Here is a 26,669-nt window from a genome sequence, read left to right as displayed (position 1 = left end):
ACGGTAACGAAAGAGGATAAACCGTGTCCCGTATTATTATGCTGATCCCTACCGGAACCAGCGTCGGCCTGACCAGCGTCAGCCTCGGCGTCATCCGTGCTATGGAACGCAAAGGCGTTCGTCTGAGCGTCTTTAAGCCTATCGCCCAGCCTCGCGCTGGCGGCGATGCGCCTGACCAGACCACCACTATCGTTCGCGCGAACTCTACCCTGCCGGCGGCTGAACCGCTGAAGATGAGCCACGTTGAATCTCTGCTCTCCAGCAACCAGAAAGACGTGCTGATGGAAGAGATCATCGCGAACTACCATGCGAATACCAAAGACGCGGAAGTGGTGCTGGTTGAAGGTCTGGTTCCGACCCGTAAACATCAGTTCGCTCAGTCTCTGAACTATGAAATCGCGAAAACGCTGAATGCGGAAATCGTTTTTGTCATGTCTCAGGGGACCGACACGCCAGAACAGCTGAACGAGCGTATCGAATTGACGCGCAGCAGCTTCGGCGGCGCGAAAAACACCAACATCACCGGCGTTATCATCAACAAACTGAATGCGCCGGTTGATGAACAAGGCCGTACTCGCCCGGATCTGTCGGAGATCTTTGACGACTCTTCCAAAGCACAGGTGATCAAAATCGATCCTGCTAAACTGCAGGAATCCAGCCCGCTGCCGGTTCTGGGCGCAGTGCCGTGGAGCTTCGACCTGATTGCGACCCGCGCTATCGATATGGCGCGTCACCTGAACGCCACCATCATTAACGAAGGCGATATCAAAACCCGCCGCGTTAAATCCGTCACGTTCTGCGCGCGTAGTATTCCGCATATGCTGGAACATTTCCGCGCAGGATCGTTGTTAGTGACCTCCGCTGACCGTCCGGACGTACTGGTCGCAGCTTGCCTGGCCGCGATGAACGGCGTAGAAATCGGTGCCCTGTTGCTGACCGGCGGCTATGAAATGGACGCGCGCATTTCTAAACTGTGCGAACGCGCATTCGCCACCGGTCTGCCGGTCTTTATGGTGAACACCAACACCTGGCAGACTTCGCTGAGCCTGCAAAGCTTCAATCTGGAAGTCCCGGTTGATGACCATGAGCGCATCGAGAAAGTTCAGGAATACGTCGCGAACTACGTTAACGCTGACTGGATCGAGTCGCTGACCGCCACTTCCGAGCGTAGCCGTCGTCTCTCTCCGCCGGCGTTCCGCTACCAACTGACTGAGCTGGCGCGTAAAGCCGGTAAACGCGTAGTGCTGCCGGAAGGCGACGAACCGCGTACCGTCAAAGCGGCGGCAATCTGCGCTGAACGCGGCATCGCCACTTGCGTACTGCTGGGCAACCCGGATGAAATCAACCGCGTCGCGGCATCTCAGGGCGTTGAGCTGGGCGCAGGTATTGAAATCGTCGATCCGGAAGTGGTGCGTGAAAGCTATGTCGCTCGCCTGGTTGAGCTGCGTAAGAGCAAAGGCATGACCGAACCGGTTGCCCGCGAACAGCTGGAAGACAACGTGGTGCTCGGCACGCTGATGCTGGAGCAAGACGAAGTCGACGGTCTGGTTTCCGGCGCGGTTCATACCACCGCCAACACCATCCGTCCGCCGCTGCAGCTTATTAAAACGGCGCCGGGTAGCTCCCTGGTCTCTTCTGTGTTCTTTATGCTACTGCCGGAACAGGTTTACGTTTACGGCGACTGCGCAATCAACCCAGACCCGACTGCAGAGCAGCTGGCAGAAATCGCGATTCAGTCTGCGGATTCCGCCATTGCCTTCGGCATCGAACCGCGTGTGGCAATGCTCTCCTACTCCACCGGCACCTCTGGCGCGGGCAGCGACGTAGAGAAAGTACGTGAAGCGACGCGTCTGGCGCAGGAAAAACGTCCTGACCTGATGATCGACGGTCCGTTGCAGTACGACGCCGCGGTCATGGCTGACGTAGCGAAATCCAAAGCGCCGAACTCGCCGGTTGCGGGTCGCGCTACCGTGTTCATTTTCCCGGATCTGAACACCGGTAACACCACCTACAAAGCGGTACAGCGTTCTGCCGACCTGATCTCCATCGGGCCGATGCTGCAGGGTATGCGCAAGCCGGTGAACGACCTGTCCCGTGGCGCGCTGGTTGACGATATCGTCTACACCATCGCCCTGACGGCGATCCAGGCTTCTCAACAGCAGCAGTAACAGTAAAAGATAATGCCGGATAGCGGCGTGAACGCCTTGTCCGGCCTACAGGTGAAATACCGTTGTAGGCCGGATAAGACGCGTTAGCATCGCCATCCGGCATTCTGCTATTTACCCTGCAAAGCGGAATTTTTTGCTTAACTGCGCTGCATCAATGAATAACTATTCCCTTCTTCTCATACTTAGCCTCTTTGCTTTGCAACAGGGATAGTCTGTCATGTCTGTCGTTACAGAATCAAAAACAGCCAGAAAATGGGCAATGCCCGATACGCTGGTCATCATCTTTTTTGTCGCCATTTTAACCAGTATCGCCACCTGGGTCGTCCCCGTTGGGATGTTTGATAGCCAGGAAGTGCAGTATCAGGTCGATGGTCAGACAAAAACCCGCAAAGTCGTCGACCCGCACTCTTTTCGCATTGTGACCAATGAGGCCGGGGAAGCGCAGTATCATCGCGTACAATTTTTCACTACCGGCGATGAAAGACCAGGGCTGATGAATTTTCCGTTTGAAGGGTTAACATCCGGATCGAAATTCGGCACTGCCGTCGGCATTATTATGTTTATGTTGGTGATTGGCGGCGCATTCGGCATCGTGATGCGTACCGGCACCGTGGATAACGGCATTCTGGCGCTTATTCGCCACACGCGGGGCAACGAAGTCCTGTTTATTCCGGTGCTATTTGTCCTCTTTTCGTTAGGGGGCGCCGTATTTGGCATGGGCGAAGAGGCGGTTGCCTTTGCAATTATCATAGCCCCGCTGATGGTCAGGCTGGGCTATGACAGCATTACCACCGTCCTGGTGACCTATATCGCCACCCAAATTGGCTTTGCCAGTTCGTGGATGAACCCTTTTTGCGTAGTCGTCGCCCAGGGGATTGCCGGCGTGCCGGTACTTTCCGGCTCCGGGCTGCGTATTGTGGTCTGGATTGTCGCCACGCTGATTGGGCTGGTTTTTACGCTGGTCTACGCCTCACGCGTGAAAAAGAATCCGCTGCTTTCCCGCGTCCACGAATCCGATCGCTATTTCCGCGAACAGCAGGATGAAGTCGTCCAGCGCCCTTTCACCTTCGGTGACTGGCTGGTACTGCTGGTCCTGACCGGCGTAATGATTTGGGTCGTCTGGGGTGTGATTGTCCACGCCTGGTTTATTCCGGAGATCGCCAGCCAGTTTTTCACCATGGGCGTGGTGATCGGCCTCATCGGCGTTATCTTCCGCCTCAACGGTATGACGGTCAACGTGATGGCGTCCTCATTCACCGAAGGGGCGAGGATGATGATCGCGCCCGCCTTGCTGGTAGGTTTTGCCAAAGGCATTCTGCTGCTGGTCGGCAACGGCGAAGCCGGGGAACCCAGCGTGCTCAATACGCTGCTTAACAGTATCGCGCATGGCATCAGCGGGCTTAATAATGCTATCGCCGCCTGGTTTATGCTGCTCTTCCAGGCGGTATTTAATTTCTTTGTCACGTCCGGTTCGGGTCAGGCGGCGTTAACCATGCCATTACTGGCGCCGCTCGGCGATCTGGTCGGTGTTAACCGTCAGGTGACTGTTCTGGCCTTCCAGTTTGGCGATGGCTTCAGCCATATTATCTATCCGACATCAGCCTCGCTGATGGCCACGCTGGGCGTGTGCCGGGTCGATTTTCGCAACTGGCTGAAAGTGGGGGCGTCGCTGCTGGGACTACTGTTTATTATGTCCAGCGTGGTCGTCATTGGCGCGCAGATGATGGGATATCATTGATCCAAAATGCCGGATGAGCATCAGCGCCATCCGGCAATATCTCCATGATTAAAGCAGTGATTTCGCGGCTTCTACAATCGCTGTGGCGGTGAGTCCGTACTCTTGTTGTAAGAAATCCTGCGTTCCTACCTGCCCATAACGCTCTTTGACGCCAACACGGCGCATCGGCACCGGGCAGTTTTCCACCAGCACTTCCGCCACCGCTGATCCCAGTCCATTATGGATGCTGTGGTTTTCACACGTGACGATACGCCGCGTTTTTTCCGCGTAGTTTTTCACCAACATGCGATCGATAGGCTTTAAGGTGAACATATCAATGACCGCGGCGCTCACGCCTTCCTGCTCCAGTTGGCGCGCCGCCTCCAGCGCCTCCGCCACCATAATGCCGTTGGCGATAAGCGTAATATCATCGCCCTCGCGCAGTACGTTGCCCTTGCCAATGGTAAAGGTAGAGCCTGGCGCATAGATACTCCGCGCCTGCTTACGGATGGTACGCAGCCAGTAAAAACCGTCCAGGTCCATTAGCTGGCGTAAAATATCCGCGAACATCACCGCATCCGTCACCTCCAGTACTACGGAGTGCGCCAGCCCGCGAACAATCCCCATATCTTCAAAAGACATATGGGTGCCGCCGTTATGGCACGCTGTCACTCCGGCATCGGAGGCGATCACTTTGACGTTGTTACGCTGATAATCCAGCGCCATAAAGAGCTGATCAAAACAGCGGCGGCTGGCAAAAGCGGTAAAAGTATGCACAAACGGTTTGCGGCCGGTCAGCGCCAGCCCCGCCGCAGTGCCAATCACATTCGCCTCCATAATACCGCAGTTAATGACATGCTGCGGGTAGTCACGCGCCACGCTGTCCATCGCCATTGAGCTCATTAAATCAGCCTCAAGCGCAATAATTGGGCTTCCGGCCTCAATCTGCCCGGCGACAAAACCGGCGTAAACTTTGCGCATTTCGATATCGTCTTTAAGCCCTGCGGGCGCAAGCTTAATCATGCATGACCTCCAGTTGATGAATGGCCTCATTGAGCGTCTGCTTCATGCCATCCGTCAGGCGTAAGTGGTGAGAATTCGTTAACTGCTCCAGGCATGGCACCCCCTGCCCTTTAATGCTGTCAAGGATCACTACCCGTGGCTGGGCATCGGCGGGCGGCACAGGCTGAACCACCGCCAGTAGTCCGGCGATATCATCGCCTTTGACGGTGACGACATCGAAACCAAACGCGCGGAATTTCCCTTCCAGATCGAACGGATTGATAATCTCCTCCAGCTCGCCGTCAAGCTGCTGTTTGTTCCAGTCAATGAAAACGGTCAGATTATTCAGGCGGTGGTGGGCAATAAACTGAAACGCCTCCCAGCACTGCCCTTCATTCAGCTCGCCATCGCCGACAATGCAAAATACCCGGTTGGGTCGCCGCGCCAGTTTATGCGACAGCGCCATACCGCCCGCAATAGAGATGCCCTGTCCCAGTGAGCCGGTCGTGGCGTCCACGCCGCGCGTTTTTAGCCGATCCGGATGGCTGGGAAGACGGGTGCCGTTCTGGTTAAGCGTATTCAGCTCTTCGCGCGGGAAATAGCCTTTAATCGCCAGGGTACTGTACAACGCGGGGCCCGCATGGCCTTTCGACAGTACGAAGTAATCGCGTTCCGGCCAGTCCGGGTCGGCAGGGTCGATTTTCATCACCGCGCCGTACAGAACCGCCAGAGTTTCCACTACCGACATGCTGCCGCCATAGTGACCAAAGCCAAGATGGTTTAAGGATTTGAGCGTGGCGACGCGAATGTCGCGCGCCAGTTGGGTGATTTCGGTTACGTTCATTCTTTCGCTCCGCTATTTTCCTGCACTTCGGCATTCACTTTTTTGTTTTTGGCCAACACGTTGTACGCCACCAGTAGCGCGAATAGCGCCACCACCAGCCCCGTGATAGCCATCGGCGACAGATAACGCGCCAGGTTGCCCAGCAAAATACCGATTACGCCAAAGTCAGCATCCGAGAACGTGGTATTGGCGAAGCCGATCGCGCCGAGAACCGGCAGTAACAGCACTGGCAGGAAAGTGATTAATAGACCATTAGCAAATGCGCCGATCATCGCCCCGCGGCGACCGCCGGTGGCATTGCCAAAGACGCCTGCGGTCGCGCCGGTAAAGAAGTGCGGCACAACGCCTGGCAGGATCAACACAAGCTTCATCTGTCCAAGCAGGAACAACCCCACCAGCCCACCGAGAAAACTGAACAGGAAGCCAATCAGTACCGCGTTAGGGGCATAGGGATACACCACCGGGCAGTCCAGCGCCGGACGCGCGTTTGGCACCAGTTTTTCTGAAAAGCCGGTAAAGGCCGGAACAATTTCCGCCAGAATCAGACGGACGCCTTGCAGAATGATGAATACGCCGGCGGCGAAGGTGATTGCCATGATGATGGCGTACACCAGATAGTTTTGCCCGCCGCTAAACGTCGCTTCGACATACTCACGCCCTGCGCTGACTGCCATGATCAGATAGATAATCATCATGGTCAGCGAAATCGAGATAGAACTGTCGCGTAAAAAACTGAGGTTTTTCGGCAGGTTCATCTCTTCCGTGGAGCGGGAGCCTTTACCACACAGGCTGCCAATCCAGCCGGAAAGCACATATCCCAGGGTACCGAAGTGACCAAACGCAATGTCATCGGTACCGGTAATCCGCCTCATATAACGTTGGGCCAACGCCGGGAAGAAGGCCATCACCAGTCCCAGGATTAGCGATCCGGTGAAGACCAGCCCTACGCCCTCAAACCCCGCCACGGTCAGGATTACGCCAATCATACAGGCCATGTAAAAGGTGTGATGCCCGGTCAAAAAGATATATTTAAGACGCGTAAAGCGCGCCACGACAATATTGGCCACCATACCAAATGCCATAATTAACGCCGTGGACGCGCCATATTTCTCCAGCGCGATTGAAACTATCGCTTCATTATTAGGAATAATGCCCTGAATATTAAAAGCGTGTTCAAACATACCCCCTAGCGGGTTTAATGAACCCACCAGTACGGTTGCGCCGCCGCCAAGCACAATAAAACCTAAAATGGTTTTAATCGTGCCTTTTACCACATCGGAAAACGCTTTTTTCTGCGCCACCAGACCAATCAGCGCAATTAATCCTACAAGCACCGATGGCACTTTTAAAATATCAACAACAAAATTCAGCGTTTCAAGGATAAACATATCCACCTCGCCAGCAATAATTATTGTTTAGCGAACCATGCGCGCAGCTGCGTTTCCAGTTCGTTGATGTCGATGATGTTATTGATCACCACCAGTTGGCTTTCCGGCACGCTGGCGCTGGCCGCAATATCTTTGGCCATTACAAAAAGATCGGCGGCCCCGGGCGTGGCCGATGAGAGATCGGAGTGTTCCACTTCAGCGTCAATATTGAGTTTCTTTAATACTTTTTTAATGTTCATTTCTACCATAAAACTACTACCCAGGCCGGAACCGCAAATTGCCATGATTTTCATTATTGTCACCTTTTAAAAGTAGAGTTGGTCTGCATCACGCACGGGCGTAATGTTATTTACCGCAAGAAAATGGAATAAAATCAAAAACGGTCAATAATCGCTTTAATGTCCTCCAGGTTTTTTGCCTGATGTAATTTTTCCATATCTACATCACTGGAAAATAATTCCGCCAGCGCCGATATCATTTCGATATGACTGTGCTTATCAGGCGCCGCCAGCATAATAATGATGTCAACCGGATCAAATTCGTCTGCGCCAAATGAAACGCCGCGCTGTAGTTTCAGTAACGATAAACCTAACCCTTTCGCCCCCTCTTCCGGCCTCGCATGCGGCATCGCTAACCCTGGCGCTAATACATAATACGGCCCAAGCTTTTGGTGCTGCTGAACAATCGCCGTAAGGTATTCCGGTGCGATAACACCTGCGTCCAGCAGGGGTTTGCCGCAAATTTCCAGCGCCTGCGGCCACGTTTCCACGCTCTCCCGTAGCGTGATGGTTGCGTCAGATAACCAGGTTCCCAGCATGTTATTCGCCCCCACGGTGTATGAAATTATGAACAAACTTTATTCAAGCCATTCGATATTAGCTGCGATCGTTATCACAAAGATAGCGCTACCAGCGACTATTACTCAGAATTGTGATAGCGCTATCAAATTAAAATCATGGTGTGAAATCACAGCAAAAAAGCGGATTTAAGGCGTATACTGCCAGTCATGCGAAGCAAAGAACGACAATAAAAAAGCATCTCAACATGTTGTAATGACGCAGGAATTTGTATGTCGATACCCCGTAAACGGCGCAGTACCGGTAAAGTGACTATCGCCGATGTAGCCCAACTTGCCGGTGTAGGCACGATGACCGTATCACGAGCCTTACGCACGCCGGAACAGGTCTCTGATAAACTCCGGGAAAAAATCGAAGCGGCAGTGCATGAGCTGGGCTATATGCCTAATCTCGCCGCCAGCGCGCTGGCGTCTGCCTCCTCGCACACCATCGCAATGGTCGTACCGAACCTTGCGGAAGCGGGGTGTTCTGAAATGTTCGCCGGGCTGCAACAAATTTTACAGCCCGCTGGCTACCAGATTATGCTGGCGGAATCGCAGCATCGCGTGGAACAAGAGGAGAAGCTGCTCGAAACGCTGCTGGCCTCCAACATTGCCGCGGCGATTCTGCTTAGCGTCGAACATAGCACTACCGTGCGCCAGTGGCTGAAAAATGCCTCTATCCCGGTGATGGAGATGGGCGCGATTCGCAGCGATCCTATTGATATGAATATCGGTATTGATAACGTTGCGGCAATGTATGAGCTGACGGAAATGCTGATTCAGCGCGGTTATCAGAATATCGGGCTGCTATGCGCCAATCAGGAGCAGTGGATTTTTCAGCAACATCTGCACGGGTGGTACAAAGCGATGCTTCGCCACCATATGTCGCCAAACCGGGTGATTAATGCCGCCTTGCCGCCCAATTTTTCTACCGGCGCGTCGCAGCTGCCGGAGTTTTTACTGGCGTGGCCGGAGCTGGACGCGCTGGTATGCGTATCGGATGAGCTGGCCTGCGGCGCGTTATACGAGTGCCAACGACGGCGGATCAAAGTTCCGGACGATTTAGCGGTGGTCGGGTTTGGCGATAGCGATGTCAGCCGGGTCTGCCAGCCGCCGTTAACCACAATGGCCGTACCGCACCGTAAGATTGGCAGTGAAGCCGGACGGGCGCTGTTGGAAAGGTTAAATCAGGGAAACTGGAGCGATCGAAAATCCATCGCCTCCAGTTTATGTATGCGGGAAAGCTGCTAAAACGCTTATTCCGTCTCTTCCGGTTTCTCCTGGAGCGCGGCTTCGTTTTTGGCGTTGCGGGTCATCCACAGCGCCAGCGCTTTGAGCGAGTCCGGCGTAAATTCATCACAGCGCGCGGTGATCTCCTCCGGGGTCAGCCAACACACTTCGCTGACTTCATCTTCCTGAAGCGCGAAAGGCCCGTGGGAAACGCAGCTAAACAGCGCGCCCCAAACCCGGCAATGTTGGTCTTCAAAGTAAAACAGACCGTGTTCGGCAAACGGCACGCCTGCAATACCCAACTCTTCTTCCGCTTCGCGGCGGGCAGATTCCAGTAGCTGCTCATCAGCCAGGACCACGCCGCCTGCGGTAGCATCTAACATACCGGGCAAAAAATCTTTTGTTTCGGTACGACGCTGCACCAGAATTTTACCCATACCATCATGAACGACGATATACGTCGCACGATGCCGTAAGCGTTGCGCACGCATCTGTTCCCGGCTGGACTGTGCAATGACTTCATTGTCTTCATTCACAATATCCACCCATTCCGTACTTGCCAAACGACGCTGTTCCACCATCAGGAAACCTTCTTATTTCTGGCGCTCTTACGGCGCATTTACGTTTGTGAGGTAAATTACGAGTTAATTGCAACCTGCGCAATGATACTTTGATCATTGAGTGCGATTACGCTCAACACATTATCATCCAGAATACCGTAGCTTGCCGCATACCCGCCTTTCGGGATGCTCACTGACCCAGGATTAAAGTGATACAGTCCTTCCTGCTGTTGCGCCACCGGCAGATGCGTATGACCATAGACCAACACATCGCCAGTATGCAGAGCGGGCAGATTCGTCGGCCCGAAGAGGTGCCCATGCGTTAAAAATAGCCGCCTCTCTTGCGTCAATATTTGCTGCCACGGCGCAGTTATCGGAAAATGCAGCAGCATCTGATCCACTTCGCTATCGCAGTTGCCGCGCACGGCAATGATTTGCGTCGCCACCGCGTTCAGGCGTTCGGCGACCTGAGCGGGCGCATAGCCTTCAGGCAGCGCATTTCGCGGCCCGTGGTTAAGGACATCGCCTAATATCACCAGCCAACGCGCGCCGCTTTGCGCGAACCGCTCAAGCACGCGTTCCGTGGCGGGTAAAGAACCATGAATGTCCGATGCGAACATCAGTTTCATCGCTCACTCCTCGTTGTGAAAAACGGCGTTATGATACTGGAATATGAATAGATTTTCAGCCTGAACGCTTCGAGGAAAGCGCAATAAAACGCTGTACGGAAGCACGCTGCCACTGGAATGTCGCATACGCCGCCAGCGACGCCGGCACGTCATCGCCATGCAGCGCCAGACGATTGATCATCAATGCCAGATCGGTATCGGCAATGCACCATTCACCAAATAAATTTTGCGTCCCCTGCCCCAATAGCGCTTCAGCCGTCGCAAACAGTTTTGCCGCGCTGGCTTTTCCAGCCTCGCTTAGCGGCGCTTTTTTCGCCCCGGCAAACACCACGTCGGTAGGCCGTTCTTCGCGAAGCGGCAGTAAATCGCTGCGTAGCCACGCCTGAATCTGTCGCGCGCGGGCGCGTTTTTGTAAATCGTGCGGGTAGATACGCTCCCACTGCGGCGGCGCGAAACGCTCCTCCAGGTATTCCGCAATAGCGGACGACTCGCTCAGCTCAAAATTGTCGGCCTCAAGCACCGGTACGCGCTGCGTCAGCGCATATCCCCGCCAGCCAGGTTGCAGATGTTCTCCCTGGTCCAGATCGCGGGTTTTCAGAGTAAAGGAAAGCCCTTTTTCTTGTAATGCCACCCAGGCGGACAAGACGTAGGGAGAGAAAAAGTTCGCATCCGACCACAGCACAATAACAGGCTTACTCATAATGTCCTCTTGAGGGCGTATTAGGTTTCTTCCCAAAATATAGCGTCTTTCGCCTGCTGTCACCTGATGAAAACTCACACACATCAGGAGGCTTTCTATACTTAATTCAGCCCAGACTCTTTACGCATATGCAGGAGCCAAAATGATTGACCTTTACTACGCCCCCACGCCCAACGGGCATAAAATAACGCTGTTTCTGGAAGAGGCGGAGCTGGCGTATCGTTTGCTAAAAGTAGATATCAGCAAGGGCAATCAGTTTCGCCCTGATTTTTTAGCTATCTCTCCCAATAATAAAATTCCTGCCATCGTCGATCACGCCCCGGCAGACGGCGGTCAACCGCTTAGTCTTTTTGAATCCGGCGAAATTCTTCTCTACCTGGCGGAAAAAAGCGGCAAACTGCTTAGCGGGGAGCTGCGTGAACGCCATACCACGCTGCAATGGCTGTTCTGGCAGGTCGGCGGGTTAGGGCCGATGCTGGGCCAGAATCACCACTTTAACCACTTTGCGCCGCAGGCCATCCCCTATGCGATTGAACGCTATCAGGTTGAAACGCAACGCTTATACAACGTCCTGAATAAACGCCTGGAAACCTCCCCGTGGCTGGGCGGCGACCACTACAGTATTGCGGATATCGCCAGTTGGCCGTGGGTTAACGCACATCAGCGTCAGCGAATCGATCTTGATACCTACCCGGCGGTGTATAACTGGTTTGAACGCATTCGCACGCGTCCTGCGACAGCGCGCGCACTGTTACAAGCGCAACTGCACTGTAACAGTACGAAAGCGTAACGCGGTAGCATACATCATGTATGATGTAGAGGTGTATACACGGAAAAAACCTGCGTCCGGCACCCTTATTCGTATTAAAAACCTGACATTAGGGAAGAGGAAATCCTCCCTACTCTGGAGGTCATATGCAGATTCTGATTACCGGCGGTACGGGCCTGATAGGGCGTCATCTCATTCCCCGGCTGTTAACACTGGGGCACCAGGTGACGGTCGTTACGCGCAATCCCGATAACGCGCGTCAGATTCTCGATTCCAGAGTGACATTATGGAAAGGGCTGGCGGAACGTGAGCACCTCAATGAGATTGATGCCATCATCAATCTGGCGGGCGAACCGATTGCCGACAAGCGCTGGACGTCGCAACAAAAAGAACGGTTGTGCCAAAGCCGCTGGGCTATCACGCAAAAGTTGGTGGATTTAATTCATGCCAGCGCAACGCCGCCCTCGGTGTTGATATCCGGCTCCGCCACGGGCTATTACGGCGATCTGGGCGACGTTGTCGTCACTGAAGATGAGCCGCCGCACAACGAATTTACGCATAAACTTTGCGCCCGCTGGGAACAGATTGCCTGTCGTGCGCAGAGCGACCAGACCCGCGTCTGCCTGCTGCGTACCGGCGTTGTCCTGGCGCCGCAAGGCGGGATTCTGGGGAAAATGGTTCCGCCGTTTCGCCTCGGACTCGGCGGTCCGGTGGGTAATGGTCGGCAATATCTGGCCTGGATTCACATCGACGATATGGTCAACGGCATTCTGTGGCTGCTGGATAACGATCTTCGCGGTCCCTTCAATATGGTCTCGCCGTATCCCGTCCATAATGAGCATTTTGCTCATGCGCTGGGTCGCGCGCTGCGCCGTCCAGCGATTATTCGCATTCCGGCGACGGCAATTCGCTTATTGATGGGAGAGTCGTCAGTGCTGGTGCTGGGCGGACAGCGGGCGCTGCCAAAACGGCTTGAAGCCGCCGGATTCGCATTTCGCTGGTATGATTTAGAAGAGGCGCTGGCGGATGTGATTCGCTAGTTCCCAAAGCGCCGTATCCTGCCCGGTAAGCGATGCGCCGCCGGGCTTCTTTTATTTCAGCGAGCCTTTCAGGAATTGCTGTAAACGCGGGCTTTGCGGATTGCCGAACACCTGCTCCGGCTCGCCCTCTTCTTCAATTTTCCCCTGATGCAGAAAAATAACGTGCGAAGAGACATGGCGAGCGAAGCCCATTTCATGCGTGACCACCACCATCGTTTTGCCTTCTTCCGCCAGTTGTTGCATGATGCGCAACACTTCGCCGACCAGTTCAGGATCGAGCGCCGAAGTAGGTTCATCGAACAGTAAAACGTCAGGTTCCATCGCCAGCGCGCGCGCAATAGAAACGCGCTGCTGTTGGCCGCCGGAGAGATGGACGGGATATTTGCCCTGAGCGCGCTCATCAATCCCCACCTTCGCCAGATATTTCAACGCCCGCTCGCGCGCGTCGTGCTTGCTCAATCCCAGTACCTGAATCGGCGCTTCCATCACATTTTCCAGCACCGTCATGTGGCTCCAGAGGTTAAAGTGCTGAAACACCATCGTCAGGCGGGTACGCAACAAGCGTAGCTGATTTTTATCCGCCACTTTGAGCTGCCCGTCTTTGTCGCGCACCAGATTAATGTTCTGACCGTTCACGATAATCGCGCCTTCGCTCGGTTTTTCGAGGAAGTTAATACAGCGCAAAAAAGTGCTTTTACCGGAGCCGGACGAGCCGATGATGCTAATCACATCTCCGGCGCGGGCCTGCAGCGATACCCCTTTCAGCACTTCATGACCGCCGTAGCGTTTGTGCAAATCGATAACGTGTAATTTATTTTCTGACATCATGTTACTCGAATTATTTAGAGGACACGTGCTGCAACCAGCGTCTTTCCGCCCGACGGAACAGGCTTATCAGGACATACGAAATGAGTAAATACAACACGGCGGCAATGCCAAACGCGGTAAACGGCTGGTAAGTCGCTGAGTTAATATCGCGGGCGATTTTCAACAAATCCGGCACCGTCGCGGTAAACGCCAGCGCCGTAGAGTGCAGCATTAAAATCACTTCGTTGCTGTAGGCAGGCAAGGCGATGCGTAATGCCGACGGCAAAATAATGCAGCGATACATTTTAAATGACGAGAAGCCATAGGCCCGTGCCGCTTCAATTTCACCGTGCGGCACCGAGCGAATCGCCCCGGCGAAAATTTCCGTGGTGTACGCGCAGGTATTCAGCGTCAGCGCCAGTACGGTACAGTTCAGTCCGCTGCGGAAAAACGCGTTAAGAAGATCGGTGCCTTTGACTATCTCCAGCGTATACATCCCCGAATAGAACACCAGTAGCTGTACGTACAGCGGCGTGCCGCGAAAAATATACGTAAACAGCCAGATGGGAAAACGGATGAATTTATTACTGGAAACGCGACCTACCGCCAGAACCACCGCCAGAAGACCGCCCATCACCACCGATGAAATTAACAACCACAGCGTAATCGCCACGCCGGTAAAACGATAGCCATCCGTCCACAGCAGGGATTTCCAGTACTCCTGAATGATCTCAATCACAAATCGGCCCTCTTCACGCCCACGGAATAGCGACGCTCAAGTAAGAGCAGCACACCATTGGAAACGGTGGTAAATACCAGGTAGATAAGTCCACAGACCACGGCAAAATAGAAAGGCTCCCAGGTGCTTTTACCGGCAAGCTGCGTGGCTTTGACGACATCTTCCAGGCCCAGCAGCGACACCAGCGCCGTCGCTTTGAGTATCACCTGCCAGTTATTGCCGATCCCCGGCAGGGCGTAACGCATCATCGCCGGGAACATAATCCGCCGGAAGATTTGCCCGTGGGTAAAACCAAAAGCCGTCGCCGCCTCGATATGGCCTTTCGGCACCGCCATAAACGCGCCGCGAAAGGTTTCGGTAAAATAGGCGCCGTAGATGAAACCAAGGGTGATAATACCGGCCACCATCGGATCAATATCTATCTGGTCGATACCCAGCGAATCGGTCACCACGTTAAGCGCGATTTGCAATCCGTAAAATATCAGCAGCATTAAGACCAGATCCGGCACCCCGCGAATCAGGGTGGTGTATCCTTCAAAAATAAGCCCCGTTACCCGGTTTTGCGAAAGCTTCGCCCCCGCGCCGACAAGACCGATAAGCACGGCCAGCACCACGGAACTGAGCGCCAGTTCCAGCGTGACGATCGCGCCCTGTAAAATTACGCCTGAAAACCCGTACAACATGCAGCCTGTCCTGTTGTGTGTGGTGAAGTAAGAAGCCTCTTTTGCATTTTTGCCTCACATCACGCCGGATGGCGGCTGTGCCTTGCCCGGCCTACGATGCTCCCCGTAGGCCTGACACGCACAGCGCCATCAGGCAATGCAGACAGTCAACATTCTTTGGGCTTTATCTGCACCGACGGTGATTAACCGCCATAAACATCAAAATCAAAGTACTTTTTCGCCAGCTTTTCGTAAGTACCGTCAGCACGCATTTCAGCAAAGGCTTTGTTCAGCGCTTCGCGCAGCTCGTTATCCTCTTTGCGCAGCCCCATACCGGTTCCTACGCCGAATAACTTCTCATCTTTCACCGCCGGGCCGCCGAATTTATAGTCTTTTCCGACGGGCTGTTTAAGGAAACCTTCGCTGGCCGCGACCTCATCCTGGAACGCCGCATCAATACGGCCAGCCGTCAGATCGGAATAAATGTTGTCCTGCCCCTGGTAAGAGACGATCTCAATCCCTTTCGGCGCCCAGTGCTCATTGCCGAAGGTCTCCTGCGTCGTCCCCTGTAGCACGCCGACGCGCTTGCCTTTCAGCGACGCGATGGTCGGCTGAATATCAGAGTTCTTCGCCACCACCAGACGGGAATCAGCGGCGTAAAGCTTGTCGGTAAACGCGATTTCCTGCTGGCGCTTTTCAGTGATGGACAGCGAGGACATGATGGCATCAATTTTCTTCGCTTTTAAAGACGGAATCAGCGCATCCAGCGGGTTTTCCACGAACGTACACTGTGTGTTGATACGTTTGCACAGCTCTTTGGCCAGATCGATATCAAAGCCGACCAATTCACCTTGTGCATTTTTGGATTCAAACGGTGCGTATGTAGGATCGGTACCGATACGAATCTTTTGTGGAATAGCGGCAAATGCTGCGGTAGCGCTGGAAAATGCCAGCACCAGAGAAAGGGATAACGCCAGTTTTTTCATAACTATCCTCAACAGACTGTCTTTCCAGGAGATCTTTACAGATCCGATGCGACTATCGTGCCATTAATCAGGCCGACAAGGCAAAGCATTCTACCTTGTCAGCCGGTTTATTTTGCATAAAAATCGATTAAGTATGCATTTATGCGCCTGTTCCGCAACGGCTTATGCACCAAAAAGGTGCAAAACATCTATTTTGCACCGTGATAGTTCCCCAGCGCGACGCGTTATCCCCTTCCCTCAATCGCCGTAGACATTAAAATCGAAGTACTTTTTGGCCATTTTGTCGTAAGTTCCGTCCTGGCGCAGTTCGGTCAGCGCTTTATCAAACGCGGCTTTTAGCTCGGTATCGTCTTTGCGCAGCCCAACCCCCGTCCCGTCGCCAAAATATTTTTTATCCTTCACGGAAGGACCGGCAAACGCATACTCTTTGCCCGCTGGCTGCTTCAGGAATCCTTCGCTGGCGGCGACTTCATCCTGCAATGCGGCATCCAGACGACCGGCGGTTAAATCGGAATAGATAAGATCCTGGTTGGCATAAGCCACCACATCCACACCTTTAGTGCGCCAGTTATCATTGGCGTAAGCCTCTTGCGTGGACCCTTGCAGCACGCCGACATGCTTGCCTTTCAGCGATTCCAGCGTCGGCTGAATGGGAGACCCTTTTGCCGCAATCAGGCGTGAATCCGCCGCGTAAAGTTTGTCGGAAAACGCAATTTCTTGCTGGCGTTTATCGGTGATAGAGAGCGATGAAATAATGGCATCAATTTTTTTCGCTTTTAGTGAGGGAATAAGCGCATCAAAGTCGCTGGCGGCCCAGGTACATTTCACCTGCATACGCTTACACATTTCATTACCGAGATCGATATCAAAGCCAATAAAGTCGCCTTTGGCATCTTTCGATGAGAAAGGCGCGTAGGTGGTATCTGTTCCAATACGAACCGTTTGCGGAAGCGCGGCGTAACTGGCCGCCGTCGCGCCCAGACCTATCAGCAAAGACAAAGCGAGAACGGTCTTCTTCATACATACCCCTCAAGTGGCGTCATTTTTTTATGTTTTACGTGGTGTTGTGTGTTTGCAGACTTTTTCATGCAGGTCTTATGCCATTTTCACGTCAGCAAAACGATTCTACGTTAAATTTGTTAATAAAACGTTGCAATATTGTCCTGATGTTGAAGATAGCAGGTATGACGGTTGAACCGCAGCGTTTCGGCGGCTTTTAACGAATTAAATGTTGAGGATATGATCGCGGTTACAAAATTGCCCTGAAACAGGGCAACAGGGACAATAATGCACGCTAAACAGACAACGCTATGCGCCCTGCCAGCGAACAAAAAGATCGTGCGGAAGGGGGATATCAAACTGATCCAAAACTCGGTTAACCGTTTGATTTATAACATCATCTAACGTCTGAGGAAGATGATAAAAAGCCGGAACCGGCGGCATAATCACCGCGCCTATCTCAGCGGCCTGGGTCATTAAACGCAAATGCCCGATATGCAGCGGCGTTTCGCGCACACACAGCACCAGAGGTCGCCGCTCTTTTAATATCACATCCGCCGCGCGGGTAAGCAGTCCGTCAGTATAACTGTGGACAATCCCCGACAGCGTTTTAATCGAACAGGGCAAGATAACCATTCCCGCCGTCGGGTAAGAGCCCGAGGAAATGCTGGCGGCAATGTCGCGCGCATCGTGCGTCACATCGGCCAGCGCCTGCACCTCGCGCAGCGAAAAATGGGTCTCCAGCGCCAGCGTTTGCCGGGCCGCCTGGCTCATCACCAGATGCGTTTCCACGCTATCGACATCGCGCAAAATTTGTAATAAGCGCACGCCATAAATCGCTCCGCTGGCGCCGCTAATTCCTACAATGAGTCGTTTCATGTTCTCTTACCGTTTACGAGCGCCGTTCATCCCACTGTGTTACGTAATCGGCTCAAAGTGGGTCTGAAGAGATACCATGACAAAAGAATCCCTATCATAAAAGCCAGCTCAACCAACATTATCACTACCCCTTGCTCACTAAACCAGGTGCCGACCATAATGGCAAAATTGGTGATAATGACAAATCGGGCCGTCCAGGGGAAAAGCGGCGATCGATAGCGTAGCAAATCGCTGGCGTACGTTCCATTACGCACCGATTGTCGGAAACGATACTGGCACCATCCGATGGTTATCCATGCCAGGCAACCCACCTGCCCGGTACTGGCGATCAGATATAAATAAAATTGCTGTGCGGGAATATAGCGGGTCAGCAACGACACCAACGCCAACAAGGCCGTGATTAAAATAGCATACACCGGCACGCCGCCGCCGTTCGTTTTACCAAAGCAGGCTGGCGCAAAGCGATCGCCCGCCATAGACCACAGCATACGCGAACTGGCGTAAATGGCCGAGTTAGCGGCAGAAACCGCGGCGGAAAAGATCACCAGCGTCATCAGCGTATCCGCCCCGGGAATGCCCGCGTGGGAGAATACCCATACAAAGGGACTTTGTCCATTTGGCGTCAGTTCATGCGGATAGACCAGCGCCAGCACCGCAATCGCCAGGCCGTAAAACAAAATGATTCTGAGACCGATCCCCAGGATCACTTTCGGTAAAATAATGTGCGGCGATTCGGTCTCCCCTGCCGCATTTCCTACCAGTTCCACCCCCTGGAAGGAGTAAATCACGATCGTCATACAGACCACAATTTGCTCCCAACCGTGGGGAAACCACATTCCGTCTGCTTTTAACGTCGGGTGCCAGTCGCTATGGCCCATTAGCGAGTAGATCATGACCCCGCCCGCGCAGATAAACAGCACAATCGCGAAAACCTTAATGGCCGAAAGCCAGTATTCGCATTCGCCAAAACTTTTTGCGGAGGTAAGATTGATGGCCGTCAGGATGAGCAGAATCGCCAGGCAGAACATATATACCGGAACCGCGGGGAAAAACTGGTGAGCAATAAACCCTGCGGCAGTGAGGTCGGCTGCCAGGGAAAAGACCCAGCTAAACCAGTAAAGCCAGCCAATGGTATAGCTCCAGCAAGGTGACGGCATAAACATCAGCGCGTAATGTTGAAATGAACCGGAGTGAGGAAAGGCGCATGATAATTCGCCAAGACACATCATCGTCGCCAGCATAATGGTTCCGGCAAACAGATAGGCCAGTAAGGTTCCCGCCGGCCCGACGCTGCTTAACGGTTCGGCAATGCCGATAAATAAGCCGGTGCCAATCGTGCCGCCCAGCGACATCATCAGCAGGTGCCGCTTCTTCAGGTTACGCCGCAGACCGCCTTCAGGCTCTGCTGGCGGAGATTGTTGCAGGGTATCCATCGTTACTCCCTGTCTTTCGTGAGGTCAAAGATGCCGCCGCGACATAGCCGCGGCGGTTATGCGTTAACGCGTAAACCTCCAGGCGACGCCTTTGGTCTGGCAGGCCATTAACAGGCCCGTATAATCCAGCTCAAAGCGAACCACATCGCCTACTTTTAGCGACTGACGACAATCTTCAATATCCACCAGCGTATGATCGCTGGTTTGCCCTAAGATAGTGATAGCGTCGTCGCATGGCACACAGTTATCCGACGGCACATCCTGACGACCAAACGCCAGCAATGCGCGTCGGCGTATGCCACGATCGACAAAGGTTTTACTTTGCAAAAAGGCATCGACGCCCAGCTCCCCGACCGGGACAGTCGGTTTACTGTTCAGTTCGATGATTTCCGCTTCCAGGATATACATATCGGAACAGGCTTTATCGACCGGTTTTGCGGAGTGGTGAAATTCATTCAGGTATTTCATGTCCACATATTCAATGCCGAATTCATGCAGTCCGCCGATGCGCAGATGATTCAGCCCCTGCGGCCAGATACCTTTATCCAGCAGGTGATAGCTGGTGCAGTTTCCCGCAGAAAGCCGCCGGACAGGAATACCGCTGTCGGCTTCCAGCCGGGCGGCCAGCGCCAGAAAATCCTCGCCATTTTTTACCGTTGGCAACACGGTGCCGTAACAATTAAAGTTGGTGCCCAGTCCATATAATTCCAGACCGGGCAGACCAGTAATCAGAGTCACGGTCTCAAGAATGCGTTGATATTCACCAAACCAGATACCCTCGCGTAAATCGCCCATATCCACCATCAGTAATACCTGATGCGTTTTCCCCTGGCGTTGGGCTTCTTGCGATAATGCCCGTAATACCACCGGCTCGCTATTTAAACTAATATCCGCGTAGCGCACCACATCTTCGATTTCACTCAGACACGGGCTGCGTAACAGGCAGGTCGTACATCCTGTCTCGCGTATTTTTTTCAAATTATAGGTTCGTGATTCAGCAATAACGGTAATTCCGCCATTGAACACCGCCTGCGCAGTTTCCACGCAGCCGTCAAAAACTTTATTGACAGCCATCACGTCAATACCGCTACTTGCCAGCAGAGCTTTTTCCGTGCGGGCGTTTTCTTCCAGCTTGCGTAGATTTATTTCAAGAACTGGCATATACATTTTATTTTCCTCCCGCCATGCTTAAACGGGCATTACGTTTCTGCGCCCGATGGTAAATGTACTCCGCGACGACAACCGCCAGCACGGCTCCGCCAATAATTTTCCCGGCGTACTGGAAATATCCGCCCATATCAATTTGAGAAGGCGGAATAAATAACAGCGCAACGGCAAAGGCGATAGAAAGAAAGCCCAGCGCGGGTAAAATAGCCGGTAAAACCTTGCCCGGAATTTTAAAACTTCTTGGCGTATCTGGCTGAGTCTTACGTAAACGCCAGAACGCCGGGAACATCACCAGGTAAGGAATAAAATAGGTGATGGTCGTTAGCGCCGTTAACATCCAGTAAGCCGCCGCAACGCTTGGCGAAATAAAAGTCGAAAAACACAGGACCGTGACAATAATCGCCTGTACAGTCAAGGCAAAGGCGGGCGTTTTCCACACCGGATGTAATTTGCCGATTCGGTCCCCCAGCAGATTATCTTCACGCGAGGCTTCCTGGAGCATATAAATCGGCCCCACCAGCCAGGAGTTAATTTGCCCGAGAGCGCCAAAAAACATACAGATGGCCATAATAGGAATTAACCACGGCATATGTAGCGTGTCCGCAGCAGCATGCATAGCCTGCATGACGCCTGCCACGATGTCGGTTTTCCCTGCGGGTAAAAGCGTGTTTAGCGCCCAGGTACCGACCATATAGATCCCAACGATAACGGCGGCGGAGACGGCCATCGCTCGCGGAAAATCACGCTGTGGATTACGGGTACGCCCGGCAATCATCGGGGCGACCTCCAGTCCGGCAAACGCAAACATCATGCTGGATAAGAAAACGATCGTATCCCAGTGCCCGAGATCCGGAATCCAGTTTTTCGCTGTAGTGTAGTCCGTCTGCATCTGGTGTCCGGTACATAGCCATACCACCGCCAGTAAAATGAGGATGGCGGAGGGAATAAATACGCCGCACCAGGCGCTGATGCTATTAATAATTTTTGTCCATTCCATCCCGCGGATATTCATCAGCGTTAATAGCCAGAAAATTACCGCGGAACCAATACCGATAAATGCTTTATTTTCCGCCAGGCCGCCGCCGATCATATAGCCCAACGCGGTAAAGCCGAATTGCAGCATTAATGGGAAAAACAGTACGCAGGAAAAGAGAAAACAAACCACGACAATCCATGCAATACGTTTACCAAATGCCTCTTTAATCCAGACAAATATCCCACCATCTTTCGGCCAGCCGGTTGACAGCTCGCCGCATACCATCGCTAAAGGAAAAAACAAGCAGAATGCGGCTATCACCCATAACAACATGGCCGATGCCCCGTAAGGCGCCACGTTAGGGATTTGCCGCAAACTCAGAATAGCGATGACATTCATAAAGACAATGTCTTTGATGCCAAGTAAGCCAGAATTCGTGTTACTCATGGCCATCTCCTGTTATGCATTCAGGCATCACTGCCCTCTTCTTATCATCTGACGACGGGCTTCAGCATAAAACTGAAGCCCAAAACAGTATTAATAAATGTCGTACTTGACCATATCTTCGTAACTGTCTTCCCGACGAATCAGACGCGTTTCACCATTTTTATCGATCATCACCACGCCCGTGCGCGGACGGTTGTTATAAACGGTTTGACTTTCAATGGTGTATGCCCCGGCATCAAGAAACGCGACAATATCGCCAACATGAGTCTCCTTCGGCAGTAAAAACTCTTCACCTTTCACTCCCATGTGGAAATAATCTCCGCCATCACACAGCGGCCCGGCTAATTTTATCCAGGCGTCGTGCGCTGCCGTCATGCGAGATGCGTTATAGACATAAAAGAACCAGTCAAAATGCTGGCTGTCAGAGAGTACGCTGTAACCAGCGTCGACAAATTTCCATTCAACGTGGCATTCCACATTGCCGTTAAGATCGTAATTTGTTTTACGTTTTTCGCAGGAGACTTCCGTCAGTAACACCGCCGCCGACCCGGTCACTTTACGTCCCGGTTCAATACATATTTCCACATCGGTACGCCATTTATGCACTTCGCGAATGACCGCATCGGCAAAATCCTGGGCGGTAATACCGGCATACATATTATCTTTTAACGGGTCGCCATTCTCGTCGTCATATTTATAGGGAACCGGAATTCCGCCGCCCACGTTGATCAAATCAAATTTAATACCGAGCACCTCTTCCAGGCGACGGGATTCATCCACCAGCACTTTAGTCGCTTTTGCGAAAGGCTCTGACTCCGGCACCTGATCACCCACATGCATATGCAAGCCGCGCAAATGCACATAAGGCATCGCCAGAATGCGGCGGCAGGTTTCTTCCGCCTGTTCCAGGTCGAGACCTGACTTCGCATGGAAAGCGGTAACCAGTTCCGCATGCGTCGCCGAGGGAACATTCGGCTCTACACGGACGCAAACATTGGCGACTTTCTTCAGATTGCGAGAGATGGCATCAATATGTTCCAGCTCATACAGGCTATCAACATTAATAAGATACAGATCGTTAGCGATGGCATATTCCAGATCGGCAGGCTTTTTCACCACGCCGTTGAAGACGATCTGATCGCCGCGAAAGCCTATCTCCAGACACTTGCGAACCTCATATTGTGAGTTTGCCTCCGCGCAAATTCCGGCGTCACGAATGGCTTTCAACACCCCCATGACCGAGCAGGTTTTTGACGCAAAGAAGGTTTTGGTATTTTTATGCGCCGCAAATGCCTGCTGGATTTCATGAATGTTACGAATAATCTCCGGCTCAGAAAACACATAGAACGGCGTGGGGTACTGGCGCGCCAGAGCGTCCAGATCGACCCCTTCAAAACACAAATGACCGTCTTTGTGCTGGAAACGGCGATCGCCGTTGATTACCTGCTCACGTAGCTGGTTGTAATTCTGCATAATCGAGTCAGTCATAACGCCCTCTGCTTAATGTTTATGGTAAAAATCCTCATTCTTTACAGGGATAAAGCAAAAGGCATGCCACTATTTTTTATCAAAATAATCAATTATTTATAAAAATAAGCTGTTTCTCATTTTCGTCATTGAGTTTGCTATTCATCACAACGACGAAAATTCGTCACTTTTATAATGGCAACATGAACAATAGATATGAGGAATGCATGTATGGCATCCACCAATCAGGAACTGGCCTCGGCGCTCAGGATGTTTTCCCGCTTTTTCGATTTGATTCATCAGCCGTTGGCCGTCATTAATGAGCGTGGTGAATACGTTTACTACAATCAGGAAAGCGCGGATCTGGACGGCTACAGTATTGAACGGGCAATGGGAAAACATATGCTGGATGTCTATCCGGGCATGAAAGAGACCCAAAGTACGATGCTTTCATCGTTAAAAAAAGGCGTGGAATACATTGGCCATTATCAAATTTATTACAATGCGCGAGGCCAGGCCGTTGACTATCAGCACACCACCGCGCCGCTCTATGCAAGCGATGGCGGCATGGTCGGCGTTATCGAAATCGGCAGGAATATGTCCGGCGTCAGGCGGCTCCAGGAGCAGGTGGTAGAACTGAACCAACTGCTGTATGCCGATCACCATGAGAAGCACCATGCCATTATTACCGAAAACCCGGAAATGCTCAGTAATATCGCCAAAGCCAAACGGCTGGCCGCCAGTAATATTCCGGTGACGATTGTCGGGGAGACGGGTACGGGTAAGGAGCTATTTTCCCGCCTGATCCATCAATGCAGCAAGCGGGCGAATAAACCATTTATCGCCCTGAACTGCGGCGCTCTACCGCCTACGCTTATCGAAAGTACGCTTTTCGGCACCGTGCGCGGCGCCTATACCGGCGCGGAAAATAGCCAAGGCTATCTGGAACTGGCAAACGGGGGAACGCTCTTTCTTGATGAGCTGAACGCCATGCCGATAGAGATGCAAAGTAAGCTGCTGCGATTCTTGCAGGATAAAACCTTCTGGCGGCTCGGCGGACAACAGCAACTCCACTCTGATGTCAGGATCGTTGCCGCCATGAACGAAGCGCCCGTCAAATTAATTCAACAAGAACGTCTGCGGGCAGATCTTTTTTATCGGTTGAGCGTCGGAATGTTGACGTTACCGCCGCTGCGCGCCCGCCCGGAAGATATTCCCTTACTGGCGAATTATTTTATTGATAAATACCGTAATGACGTGCCGCAGGATATTCACGGATTAAGCGAGACGGCGCGTGCTGATCTGCTCAATCACGCCTGGCCGGGTAATGTCAGGATGCTGGAAAACGCGATTGTACGCAGCATGATCATGCAGGAAAAAGACGGGCTGCTCAAACACATCATTTTTGAACAGGACGAGTTAAATTTAGGCGTACCGGAAACCGCGCCGGAAAATCCCCTTCCCTCGTCACCCGATCCGCAGTATGAAGGGTCGCTGGAGGTACGGGTTGCCAACTACGAAAGGCATTTAATAGAAACCGCGCTGGATACGCATCAGGGGAATATTGCCGCCGCGGCCCGCAGCCTTAACGTATCGCGCACCACGTTACAGTACAAAGTACAAAAATACGCTATTCGCTTCGGCGTGGTGCGTAATTGACATCGGCCAGCGGCATCGCGCCGCTGGCAAAGCCATTAGCCTTCGTTATGCATTTCCAGGTTTTCCATTTCGTTCTGGAACAGCACCGCTTTGGCGTCGTCATTACGTAATGAATCCAGGAAGTCGAGGTATTGCTGGTCTACGTCTTTGGTGACATATACCCCGTTAAATACCGAACATTCAAACTGCTGGATATCCGGATTTTCCGCGCGTACGGCTTCGATCAGATCGTTCAGATCCTGGAAGATAAGCCCGTCTGCGCCGATGATCTGACGAATCTCATCCACCTCGCGACCATGCGCGATCAGCTCATTGGCGGTCGGCATATCAATGCCATAGACGTTGGGGAAACGAATTTCCGGCGCGGCGGACGCCAGATAAACCTTCTTCGCACCGGCCTCCCGGGCCATCTCAATGATCTGCTCTGATGTGGTGCCACGCACGATGGAATCATCCACCAGCAGGACGTTCTTATCGCGGAATTCCGCGCGATTAGCATTGAGCTTACGGCGCACGGATTTACGGCGTAGCTGTTGGCCCGGCATGATAAAGGTACGTCCCACGTAACGATTTTTGACAAATCCCTGGCGGTATGGCTTGCCGAGAATACGGGCAATTTCCAGTGCGATATCGCAGGAGGTTTCCGGGATAGGGATCACGACGTCGATGTCCAGATCTTCCCATTCACGAGCGATTTTTTCGCCAAGTTTGGTGCCCATATTCACACGAGCGCTGTAGACGGAGATCTTGTCGATAAAGGAGTCCGGGCGAGCAAAGTAAACGTACTCGAACAGACAGGGATTACTGACCGGATTATCCGCGCACTGGCGCGTGAACAGTTGCCCCTTTTCGGTAATATAGATAGCTTCGCCCGGCGCGACATCGCGCAGAAACTCAAAGCCCAGCGTATCCAGCGCCACGCTTTCAGAAGCGACCATATACTCCGTACGTCCATCGCCAACGTCACGCTTGCCCAGCACTAACGGGCGAATGCCGTGCGGATCGCGAAAAGCCACCATGCCGTGGCCGATAATCATCGCCACGCAGGCATAGGCGCCGCGGATTTGACGGTTAGTCGCGGCAATCGCGGCAAAAATATTGTCGGCTTCCAGCGGATAGTGACGGAAGTTGTCGAGCTCGCTGGCGAAAATATTGAGCAGGATTTCGGAATCGGAGGTGGTGTTGATATGACGGCGCTTTTCTTCAAACAGCTTTTTACGTAGCTCGTGCGCGTTAGTCAGGTTGCCATTATGGGCCAACGTGATGCCATACGGCGAGTTAACGTAAAAAGGTTGCGCTTCGGAAGCGCTGGAGCTGCCTGCGGTAGGGTAGCGCACATGGCCGATCCCCATGTTGCCCTGCAAACGCTGCATGTGGCGAGCTTCAAAAATATCGTTCACCAGCCCGTTTGCCTTACGCAAGCGGAAGCAGTTATTCGCATCAATGGTGATGATACCGGCAGCATCCTGACCACGATGCTGGAGCACTGTTAACGCGTCATAAATCGACTGGTTGACCGGCATAACACCGGCGATACCGACAATACCGCACATACGTCATTTT

Annotated in this window: 25 protein-coding genes; 6 read left to right on the top strand and 19 right to left on the bottom strand. The window is 52.9% G+C overall.

Annotated elements, in window-relative coordinates; genetic code table 11:
- Positions 1–23: 23 nt before the first annotated feature.
- Both pta and yfcC read left to right on the top strand, forming a co-directional pair.
- Positions 24–2,168: a phosphate acetyltransferase gene (pta, locus tag NAZ64_RS19540; protein WP_000086690.1), complete on the top strand. Its 2,145-nt coding sequence runs from the start codon at positions 24–26 to the stop codon at positions 2,166–2,168.
- A gap of 217 nt (positions 2,169–2,385) precedes the next feature.
- Positions 2,386–3,906, top strand: coding sequence for a putative basic amino acid antiporter YfcC (gene yfcC, locus NAZ64_RS19535; protein ID WP_000117932.1), 1,521 nt, complete (start codon positions 2,386–2,388; stop codon positions 3,904–3,906).
- Positions 3,907–3,954: 48 nt separating this feature from the next.
- Here yfcC and NAZ64_RS19530 read toward each other — a convergent pair whose 3' ends face one another.
- The 5 genes from NAZ64_RS19530 to NAZ64_RS19510 form a co-directional block, all read right to left on the bottom strand.
- Complete coding sequence (locus tag NAZ64_RS19530; protein ID WP_183058381.1) at positions 3,955–4,908, bottom strand: transketolase family protein; 954 nt, start codon at positions 4,906–4,908, stop codon at positions 3,955–3,957.
- On the bottom strand, positions 4,901–5,731 hold the full coding sequence (locus tag NAZ64_RS19525; protein WP_001103265.1) for a transketolase: 831 nt from the start codon (positions 5,729–5,731) through the stop codon (positions 4,901–4,903). Before NAZ64_RS19525 ends, NAZ64_RS19530 begins: the two co-directional genes overlap by 8 nt.
- Positions 5,728–7,119, bottom strand: coding sequence for a PTS ascorbate transporter subunit IIC (locus tag NAZ64_RS19520; RefSeq protein ID WP_001542443.1), 1,392 nt, complete (start codon positions 7,117–7,119; stop codon positions 5,728–5,730). The genes NAZ64_RS19525 and NAZ64_RS19520 overlap by 4 nt, the downstream gene beginning before the upstream one ends.
- A 20-nt stretch (positions 7,120–7,139) precedes the next feature.
- Positions 7,140–7,412 (bottom strand): PTS sugar transporter subunit IIB, encoded by a 273-nt coding sequence (locus NAZ64_RS19515; protein ID WP_000699818.1) that lies wholly within the window; start codon positions 7,410–7,412, stop codon positions 7,140–7,142.
- A gap of 80 nt (positions 7,413–7,492) precedes the next feature.
- Entirely contained in the window at positions 7,493–7,936 is a 444-nt protein-coding gene (locus NAZ64_RS19510; RefSeq protein ID WP_024798164.1) for a PTS sugar transporter subunit IIA, read from the bottom strand.
- 252 nt (positions 7,937–8,188) lie between these two features.
- Here NAZ64_RS19510 and NAZ64_RS19505 point away from each other — a divergent pair, with 252 nt between their 5' ends.
- Positions 8,189–9,208, top strand: coding sequence for a LacI family DNA-binding transcriptional regulator (locus NAZ64_RS19505; RefSeq protein WP_000026949.1), 1,020 nt, complete (start codon positions 8,189–8,191; stop codon positions 9,206–9,208).
- A gap of 5 nt (positions 9,209–9,213) precedes the next feature.
- Here NAZ64_RS19505 and yfcD read toward each other — a convergent pair whose 3' ends face one another.
- The 3 genes from yfcD to yfcF are packed head-to-tail and all read right to left on the bottom strand — an operon-like array spanning position 9,214 to position 11,076.
- Positions 9,214–9,768: an NUDIX hydrolase YfcD gene (gene yfcD, locus NAZ64_RS19500; RefSeq protein WP_076935015.1), complete on the bottom strand. Its 555-nt coding sequence runs from the start codon at positions 9,766–9,768 to the stop codon at positions 9,214–9,216.
- Between the two features lie 56 nt (positions 9,769–9,824).
- Positions 9,825–10,376 carry a phosphodiesterase gene (yfcE, locus tag NAZ64_RS19495; RefSeq protein WP_000772458.1) on the bottom strand — a complete coding sequence of 184 codons (552 nt, stop codon included), beginning with the start codon at positions 10,374–10,376 and terminating at the stop codon, positions 9,825–9,827.
- 55 nt (positions 10,377–10,431) lie between these two features.
- Complete coding sequence (gene yfcF / locus NAZ64_RS19490) at positions 10,432–11,076, bottom strand: glutathione transferase (RefSeq protein ID WP_000043010.1); 645 nt, start codon at positions 11,074–11,076, stop codon at positions 10,432–10,434.
- 142 nt (positions 11,077–11,218) lie between these two features.
- On the opposite strand from yfcF, the gene yfcG reads away from it, so the two are divergent.
- Both yfcG and NAZ64_RS19480 read left to right on the top strand, forming a co-directional pair.
- Entirely contained in the window at positions 11,219–11,866 is a 648-nt protein-coding gene (yfcG, locus tag NAZ64_RS19485) for a GSH-dependent disulfide bond oxidoreductase (RefSeq protein WP_000566563.1), read from the top strand.
- A 125-nt stretch (positions 11,867–11,991) separates the two neighbouring features.
- A complete protein-coding gene (locus NAZ64_RS19480) occupies positions 11,992–12,885 on the top strand; it encodes a TIGR01777 family oxidoreductase (protein ID WP_001166274.1) in 894 nt (297 codons plus the stop codon).
- Positions 12,886–12,936: 51 nt separating this feature from the next.
- On the opposite strand, the gene hisP is transcribed toward NAZ64_RS19480, so the two are convergent.
- The 10 genes from hisP to dokD form a co-directional block, all read right to left on the bottom strand.
- Complete coding sequence (hisP, locus tag NAZ64_RS19475) at positions 12,937–13,710, bottom strand: histidine ABC transporter ATP-binding protein HisP (RefSeq protein WP_058819520.1); 774 nt, start codon at positions 13,708–13,710, stop codon at positions 12,937–12,939.
- Positions 13,711–13,723: 13 nt separating this feature from the next.
- The gene (gene hisM, locus NAZ64_RS19470) at positions 13,724–14,431 is read right to left on the bottom strand and encodes a histidine ABC transporter permease HisM (RefSeq protein ID WP_023219864.1); all 708 of its coding nucleotides are present in this window, start codon (positions 14,429–14,431) and stop codon (positions 13,724–13,726) included.
- A complete protein-coding gene (locus NAZ64_RS19465) occupies positions 14,428–15,114 on the bottom strand; it encodes a histidine ABC transporter permease HisQ (protein ID WP_220569752.1) in 687 nt (228 codons plus the stop codon). The genes hisM and NAZ64_RS19465 overlap by 4 nt, the downstream gene beginning before the upstream one ends.
- Positions 15,115–15,296: 182 nt before the next feature.
- Complete coding sequence (hisJ, locus tag NAZ64_RS19460) at positions 15,297–16,079, bottom strand: histidine ABC transporter substrate-binding protein HisJ (protein ID WP_000731865.1); 783 nt, start codon at positions 16,077–16,079, stop codon at positions 15,297–15,299.
- 237 nt (positions 16,080–16,316) lie between these two features.
- On the bottom strand, positions 16,317–17,099 hold the full coding sequence (gene argT, locus NAZ64_RS19455) for a lysine/arginine/ornithine ABC transporter substrate-binding protein ArgT (protein ID WP_023193939.1): 783 nt from the start codon (positions 17,097–17,099) through the stop codon (positions 16,317–16,319).
- 288 nt (positions 17,100–17,387) lie between these two features.
- Entirely contained in the window at positions 17,388–17,957 is a 570-nt protein-coding gene (locus NAZ64_RS19450) for a UbiX family flavin prenyltransferase (RefSeq protein WP_000825682.1), read from the bottom strand.
- A gap of 26 nt (positions 17,958–17,983) precedes the next feature.
- Positions 17,984–19,390, bottom strand: coding sequence for an amino acid permease (locus NAZ64_RS19445; RefSeq protein WP_000380350.1), 1,407 nt, complete (start codon positions 19,388–19,390; stop codon positions 17,984–17,986).
- A 63-nt stretch (positions 19,391–19,453) separates the two neighbouring features.
- Positions 19,454–20,557, bottom strand: a complete 1,104-nt coding sequence (locus tag NAZ64_RS19440) for an alanine/ornithine racemase family PLP-dependent enzyme (RefSeq protein ID WP_000281907.1) — start codon at positions 20,555–20,557, stop codon at positions 19,454–19,456.
- A gap of 1 nt (position 20,558) precedes the next feature.
- Positions 20,559–21,980 (bottom strand): APC family permease, encoded by a 1,422-nt coding sequence (locus NAZ64_RS19435; RefSeq protein ID WP_115285813.1) that lies wholly within the window; start codon positions 21,978–21,980, stop codon positions 20,559–20,561.
- Positions 21,981–22,070: 90 nt separating this feature from the next.
- Positions 22,071–23,468 (bottom strand): ornithine/lysine decarboxylase DokD, encoded by a 1,398-nt coding sequence (gene dokD, locus NAZ64_RS19430; RefSeq protein ID WP_483641017.1) that lies wholly within the window; start codon positions 23,466–23,468, stop codon positions 22,071–22,073.
- Positions 23,469–23,678: 210 nt separating this feature from the next.
- On the opposite strand from dokD, the gene NAZ64_RS19425 reads away from it, so the two are divergent.
- Positions 23,679–25,106, top strand: coding sequence for a sigma-54 interaction domain-containing protein (locus NAZ64_RS19425; RefSeq protein WP_000168925.1), 1,428 nt, complete (start codon positions 23,679–23,681; stop codon positions 25,104–25,106).
- A 35-nt stretch (positions 25,107–25,141) separates the two neighbouring features.
- Here the strand turns inward: NAZ64_RS19425 and purF are convergent, their stop codons facing one another.
- Positions 25,142–26,659, bottom strand: a complete 1,518-nt coding sequence (purF, locus tag NAZ64_RS19420; protein WP_000334205.1) for an amidophosphoribosyltransferase — start codon at positions 26,657–26,659, stop codon at positions 25,142–25,144.
- Positions 26,660–26,669 lie beyond the last annotated feature (10 nt).

This window comes from Salmonella sp. A1325 (assembly GCF_056991255.1).
The sequence above is the reverse complement of the archived record's forward strand: the minus strand, read 5'-3'. Positions and strand labels throughout refer to the sequence as shown.

Excerpts from the sequence above, each read along its gene's own strand:
- NAZ64_RS19450 (WP_000825682.1), bottom strand. The coding sequence starts at position 17,957 with ATGAAACGACTCATTGTAGGAATTAGCGGCGCCAGCGGAGCGATTTAT.
- NAZ64_RS19520 (WP_001542443.1), bottom strand. The coding sequence starts at position 7,119 with ATGTTTATCCTTGAAACGCTGAATTTTGTTGTTGATATTTTAAAAGTG.
- NAZ64_RS19440 (WP_000281907.1), bottom strand. The coding sequence starts at position 20,557 with ATGTATATGCCAGTTCTTGAAATAAATCTACGCAAGCTGGAAGAAAAC.
- NAZ64_RS19465 (WP_220569752.1), bottom strand. The coding sequence starts at position 15,114 with ATGTTGTACGGGTTTTCAGGCGTAATTTTACAGGGCGCGATCGTCACG.
- dokD (WP_483641017.1), bottom strand. The coding sequence starts at position 23,468 with ATGACTGACTCGATTATGCAGAATTACAACCAGCTACGTGAGCAGGTA.
- NAZ64_RS19435 (WP_115285813.1), bottom strand. The coding sequence starts at position 21,980 with ATGAGTAACACGAATTCTGGCTTACTTGGCATCAAAGACATTGTCTTT.
- yfcF (WP_000043010.1), bottom strand. The coding sequence starts at position 11,076 with ATGAGTAAGCCTGTTATTGTGCTGTGGTCGGATGCGAACTTTTTCTCT.
- NAZ64_RS19530 (WP_183058381.1), bottom strand. The coding sequence starts at position 4,908 with ATGATTAAGCTTGCGCCCGCAGGGCTTAAAGACGATATCGAAATGCGC.
- argT (WP_023193939.1), bottom strand. The coding sequence starts at position 17,099 with ATGAAGAAGACCGTTCTCGCTTTGTCTTTGCTGATAGGTCTGGGCGCG.
- NAZ64_RS19480 (WP_001166274.1), top strand. The coding sequence starts at position 11,992 with ATGCAGATTCTGATTACCGGCGGTACGGGCCTGATAGGGCGTCATCTC.
- NAZ64_RS19505 (WP_000026949.1), top strand. The coding sequence starts at position 8,189 with ATGTCGATACCCCGTAAACGGCGCAGTACCGGTAAAGTGACTATCGCC.
- hisP (WP_058819520.1), bottom strand. The coding sequence starts at position 13,710 with ATGTCAGAAAATAAATTACACGTTATCGATTTGCACAAACGCTACGGC.
- NAZ64_RS19510 (WP_024798164.1), bottom strand. The coding sequence starts at position 7,936 with ATGCTGGGAACCTGGTTATCTGACGCAACCATCACGCTACGGGAGAGC.
- NAZ64_RS19445 (WP_000380350.1), bottom strand. The coding sequence starts at position 19,390 with ATGGATACCCTGCAACAATCTCCGCCAGCAGAGCCTGAAGGCGGTCTG.
- NAZ64_RS19515 (WP_000699818.1), bottom strand. The coding sequence starts at position 7,412 with ATGAAAATCATGGCAATTTGCGGTTCCGGCCTGGGTAGTAGTTTTATG.
- yfcC (WP_000117932.1), top strand. The coding sequence starts at position 2,386 with ATGTCTGTCGTTACAGAATCAAAAACAGCCAGAAAATGGGCAATGCCC.
- yfcD (WP_076935015.1), bottom strand. The coding sequence starts at position 9,768 with ATGGTGGAACAGCGTCGTTTGGCAAGTACGGAATGGGTGGATATTGTG.
- NAZ64_RS19525 (WP_001103265.1), bottom strand. The coding sequence starts at position 5,731 with ATGAACGTAACCGAAATCACCCAACTGGCGCGCGACATTCGCGTCGCC.
- yfcE (WP_000772458.1), bottom strand. The coding sequence starts at position 10,376 with ATGAAACTGATGTTCGCATCGGACATTCATGGTTCTTTACCCGCCACG.
- hisJ (WP_000731865.1), bottom strand. The coding sequence starts at position 16,079 with ATGAAAAAACTGGCGTTATCCCTTTCTCTGGTGCTGGCATTTTCCAGC.
- purF (WP_000334205.1), bottom strand. The coding sequence starts at position 26,659 with ATGTGCGGTATTGTCGGTATCGCCGGTGTTATGCCGGTCAACCAGTCG.
- NAZ64_RS19425 (WP_000168925.1), top strand. The coding sequence starts at position 23,679 with ATGGCATCCACCAATCAGGAACTGGCCTCGGCGCTCAGGATGTTTTCC.
- yfcG (WP_000566563.1), top strand. The coding sequence starts at position 11,219 with ATGATTGACCTTTACTACGCCCCCACGCCCAACGGGCATAAAATAACG.